Here is a 3,808-nt window from a genome sequence, read left to right as displayed (position 1 = left end):
TTATCTTATTAACCGCTGATGGGATGGTACATATTGGGGATATTCGGGATGATGTCCGTTCCCTGCCGATTATTTACTCAGCGATTCATGAAAAGAAAGCGAAGTATTGTTCAGGAATTGAGTATTTGAAGCAAACAAGCAGTAAATACATAACATCATCGAGTGTACATTCGGTTGTGGTTGTCCCTATCTGTTTTCGTTCGGTAATTATTGGCTATATTTGCACGAATGAGTTTATAAAAGGAGCTAGGATTGATGAAATTCTTCTTTCCTCCTTAACTCGTTATGGAAAAGAAGTTGGAAAGTTTCTGGAGAAATCCGACAATGTGGAGGACCCGCAATTTTTAAGTAAGAGGGAGCTCGAAGTGATGCGCAGAATTGCTTGGGGAGAAAGCACAAAGGAAATGGCAGATTTAATGAAAATTAGCGAATTAACAGTCAAACAATATGTAAAAACAGCGATTAAAAAACTTGGTGTTCAGAATCGTTCCCATGCGATTGGCGAACTATTCCGCAGAGGAATTATCACGTAGTTTTTTGAAAGCGCTTTATATTTTTGGTCTCGGTTGAATCAATTAAAGGCTCAGCACCCAAATGGGTGCTTTTGAACTTTTATTTAGCAGGTGCAATTGCTCCATCCACATCATAGTTTTTGGGGTCAATTTCTGTTTGTTTACCTACGACTAGTTTGGCTAGTTCTGCACCAAGATACGGCCCACTCGTTAACCCTGAAGCCCCGAGGCCATTGGCTAAATAAATTCCTTCAAATCGTGGCAATGCCCCAATCACAGGCAAAAAACCTGGAGTGAACGGCCGAAAACCAACTCTTGTTTCAAGATATGTGCATGCAGCCAGACCAGGTGCTGTTTCTAGCGCTTTGCTTAAAATCTCCTGAATTCCACCGGCTGTTACACGCGTGTCAAATCCAGCCTCGTTTTCATGAGTCGAGCCGACAACAACTCGGCCATTTTCAAACGTAAGAATATAATGATTTTGAGGCGGCATAACCACAGGCCATTGGCTTGTATCCGTCTTAGGTAATTCGAGATGAATAATTTGTGCTTTTTGAGGTTTGACTAAAAACTCTACACCTAATGGCTGCAAAAGCTCGTTAGACCATGCACCTGCAGTCAGAACTACCTGATCTGAAGAATACCTTTTTTCCGCAGTCTTAATCCCGACTACTTGATTCCCCAACATCTCGAGGGACGCATTCCCGTGGTGAAATGTCACTCCTTGTTTTGTGGCAGCGCGTATTAATGATTCACGTAATGCCCTGCCATTAACCCGTGCTCCCCCACTTACATGAACAGACCCGTATTCCTCGGATAATGGAGGGAATTGACGCTTTGTTTCAGACGGCGAAAGAATAGTAATCTCTCCGATTTCTGGGGCATCGTTGCGACGTTTTCTCGCTCGTTCCGCCATTTGTTCGAGTTTATTCAGTTCCGTATGTAAACTAATGGCCCCAACCTGTTGGTATCCAGTTTCTCTCTCTCCGTCGGCTTCTAGTTGAGCAATTAATTCTGGATAATAACGAGCTCCTCCTTTGGCTAACTGGTACCAAGCTTTGTTACGCCGCTGTGAAAGCCAAGGACATACAATCCCAGCTGCGGCATCAGTCGCCTGTCCTAGGTCCGCTCGATCAACCAATGTTACCTTTGCGCCTAATTTCGCAAGATGATAGGCGGTCGATGCACCAAGAATTCCTGCTCCAATTACGATTATTTTCTGCATAACCCACCTATTTCACTATTTTTAAAAAAAGGACTTGATAATTTCTTGTTCATTATTACATTCGGTACTAGTATATTCTATTTCTAAAGCATCTTCGCGTACCATATGCTCTGTTTCTTTGCCGCACTTTTCACAAAAAAGATTTTTCGGAAACTCGATCATACCATTCATCACTCACTTTCTCAAATAAATGTTTACCCAACTATAAAGATAATATTCCCTATCATTATGACACTATTCCTTTGGTCAACCTCACGAATTCCTGGTTTACTTTTAATGAAATTAATAATAATCGGTTAAATTATATACGAGCAATGACACATTGCTCAAAAAAACTTCGTCGGGAGTGATGTATCATGGCTAGAAACAAACTATTGGTTCCTGGAGCAGACAATGCTTTAGATCAAATGAAAGAAGAGATTGCCAACGAGTTTGGAGTTCAACTTGGTGCTGATACGACCGCACGAGCAAACGGTTCAGTAGGCGGCGAAATGACGAAACGCCTCGTCGCTTATGCTGAACAAACCCTCAGAAATCATCAAAATCAATAACGGATGATTTCAAGCGAAGGCTGTCCCATAGATTTAGGGACAGCCTTTTTCAATTTTGGGTATACAAACTTCGCCATTATACGTTTAAATAAAAGAAAAAGAAGTTAAGGAGGAAATCATGAAACAACGAACAGCGATTGTTACGGGGTCTTCAAGCGGCTTCGGTATGCTAACCGGGATTGAATTGGCAGTAAAAGGCTTTACAGTGATTGCAACTATGAGGGATGTCAATAAATCAGAGCCCTTATTAACTCTTGCTAAAGAAAATAATGTCGAGGATTTCATTCATATTCAACCGCTTGATGTCACTTCCAGTGAATCCATTCAACATTTTCAAGATATTCTCCGTGAGTATCCTACTGTCGACGTATTAGTAAACAATGCAGGGTTTGCCCTGGGAGGTTTTAGCGAGGAGCTTTCAATTGAAAAGTATAGGAGTCAATTCGAAACAAATCTGTTCGGAGTGATTGCTGTCACCCAGGCAGTTCTGCCGTGGATGCGGGCAAGAAAGCAAGGCAGGATTATCAATATCAGCAGCATTAGTGGAAGACTAGGATTCCCAGGATTATCAGCTTATGTCGCTTCCAAGCACGCTCTTGAAGGTTATAGCGAAAGCCTGCGCCTCGAGTTGAAGCCATTTGGGATCGACGTTTCCCTCCTTGAGCCAGGTTCCTATCAAACCAATATTTGGGCGAGTGTGGACGGGATGGAAGTCAATCCTGAGTCCCCATACCTATCCTATATGGAAAGTTTACTTCATGAAATTGAAGGAGGAAAAGCCAAGCATGGCAATCCCATCGAGGTTGCTAAATTGGCAGCAAAAATTGCCTCGCAGCCGCAATCACCTGATCTTAGGTATCCGATCGGGGCTGGTGTAAAGACGATGCTTAGGCTTAAAAATTTGCTGCCATGGAAGCTTTTAGAAGCAATTATTCTCAAGCAACTTAAGCTTTAATTATTTGTCGCATCAATGATGACAAGGTTATTTTTACGGAGGGCTTGCTTGTCGCGAATTCTTATCAGTCTTTTCTTTTTTTCTTTTTCATAAAAATAATGAACCAGGAAGTATGAAATAATACCAAGGATGATTCCAAAGATTGTCATGCCTATTAGGACATGGACACCTCCGTGAAGTAAACTGACCACACTGTGTAAATCACCTTGCATCAATTGTTCGAACGAAAAAGGGGTTTTATTCCCAATACTTCCGTTATTTGGATAAATCAGTTTACCGATAGGTTTGGCTAATGGCAGGAGTAAAACTGGTAAAAAGGATATTTTTCCAATGACGTTTCCGATAATCGCCGCCGGCAAAGAACCTTTTGCCATTCGAACCAATGGTAAAAATACGATATATACAAGGGAAGCAGTTGAAAGAACAACCATTTCTAAGCCAAAACCAATTGCGAATCCCAAAGATACTTTTTTGGCACCACCTGGAGCACGAAGCAATTTAATAAAATTCAACTTAAAAGCCCGTCCAATTCGTTGAAAAACATGATGCTTTTTCTTTTTTTTGT

General features: G+C 41.5%; 5 protein-coding genes. 3 read left to right on the top strand and 2 right to left on the bottom strand.

Translation table 11 applies throughout. The annotated features are described in order from the left end of the window. Positions 1-533, top strand: a 533-nt coding sequence (locus tag V7659_RS30270) for a response regulator transcription factor (protein WP_335543720.1), incomplete at its 5' end; no start/stop codon positions are given. A 79-nt stretch (positions 534-612) separates the two neighbouring features. Here the strand turns inward: V7659_RS30270 and V7659_RS30265 are convergent. Beyond that, positions 613-1,737 (bottom strand): NAD(P)/FAD-dependent oxidoreductase, encoded by a 1,125-nt coding sequence (locus tag V7659_RS30265; protein WP_335543719.1) that lies wholly within the window; start codon positions 1,735-1,737, stop codon positions 613-615. Positions 1,738-2,093: 356 nt separating this feature from the next. Between V7659_RS30265 and V7659_RS30260 the strand changes: the two genes are divergently transcribed. Beyond that, positions 2,094-2,288 (top strand): alpha/beta-type small acid-soluble spore protein, encoded by a 195-nt coding sequence (locus V7659_RS30260; RefSeq protein ID WP_026567533.1) that lies wholly within the window; start codon positions 2,094-2,096, stop codon positions 2,286-2,288. 118 nt (positions 2,289-2,406) lie between these two features. Further along, positions 2,407-3,243, top strand: a complete 837-nt coding sequence (locus V7659_RS30255; RefSeq protein WP_335543718.1) for an SDR family oxidoreductase — start codon at positions 2,407-2,409, stop codon at positions 3,241-3,243. Here V7659_RS30255 and V7659_RS30250 read toward each other — a convergent pair. Then, positions 3,240-3,808, bottom strand: a 569-nt coding sequence (locus V7659_RS30250; protein WP_335543717.1) for a DUF2062 domain-containing protein, incomplete at its 5' end; no start/stop codon positions are given. The two genes, V7659_RS30255 and V7659_RS30250, sit on opposite strands and share 4 nt — an antisense overlap.

Origin of the sequence: Neobacillus drentensis, from assembly GCF_036966985.1 — a bacterium.
Lineage (GTDB): Bacteria > Bacillota > Bacilli > Bacillales > Cytobacillaceae > Neobacillus > Neobacillus drentensis_E.
Note: the sequence above shows the minus strand (reverse complement) of the source record. Positions and strands in the feature narration are given on the sequence as shown.

Bases quoted from the DNA above. Each gene is read 5' to 3' on its own strand.
- V7659_RS30265 (WP_335543719.1), bottom strand. From the start codon at position 1,737: ATGCAGAAAATAATCGTAATTGGAGCAGGAATTCTTGGTGCATCGACC.
- V7659_RS30260 (WP_026567533.1), top strand. From the start codon at position 2,094: ATGGCTAGAAACAAACTATTGGTTCCTGGAGCAGACAATGCTTTAGAT.
- V7659_RS30255 (WP_335543718.1), top strand. From the start codon at position 2,407: ATGAAACAACGAACAGCGATTGTTACGGGGTCTTCAAGCGGCTTCGGT.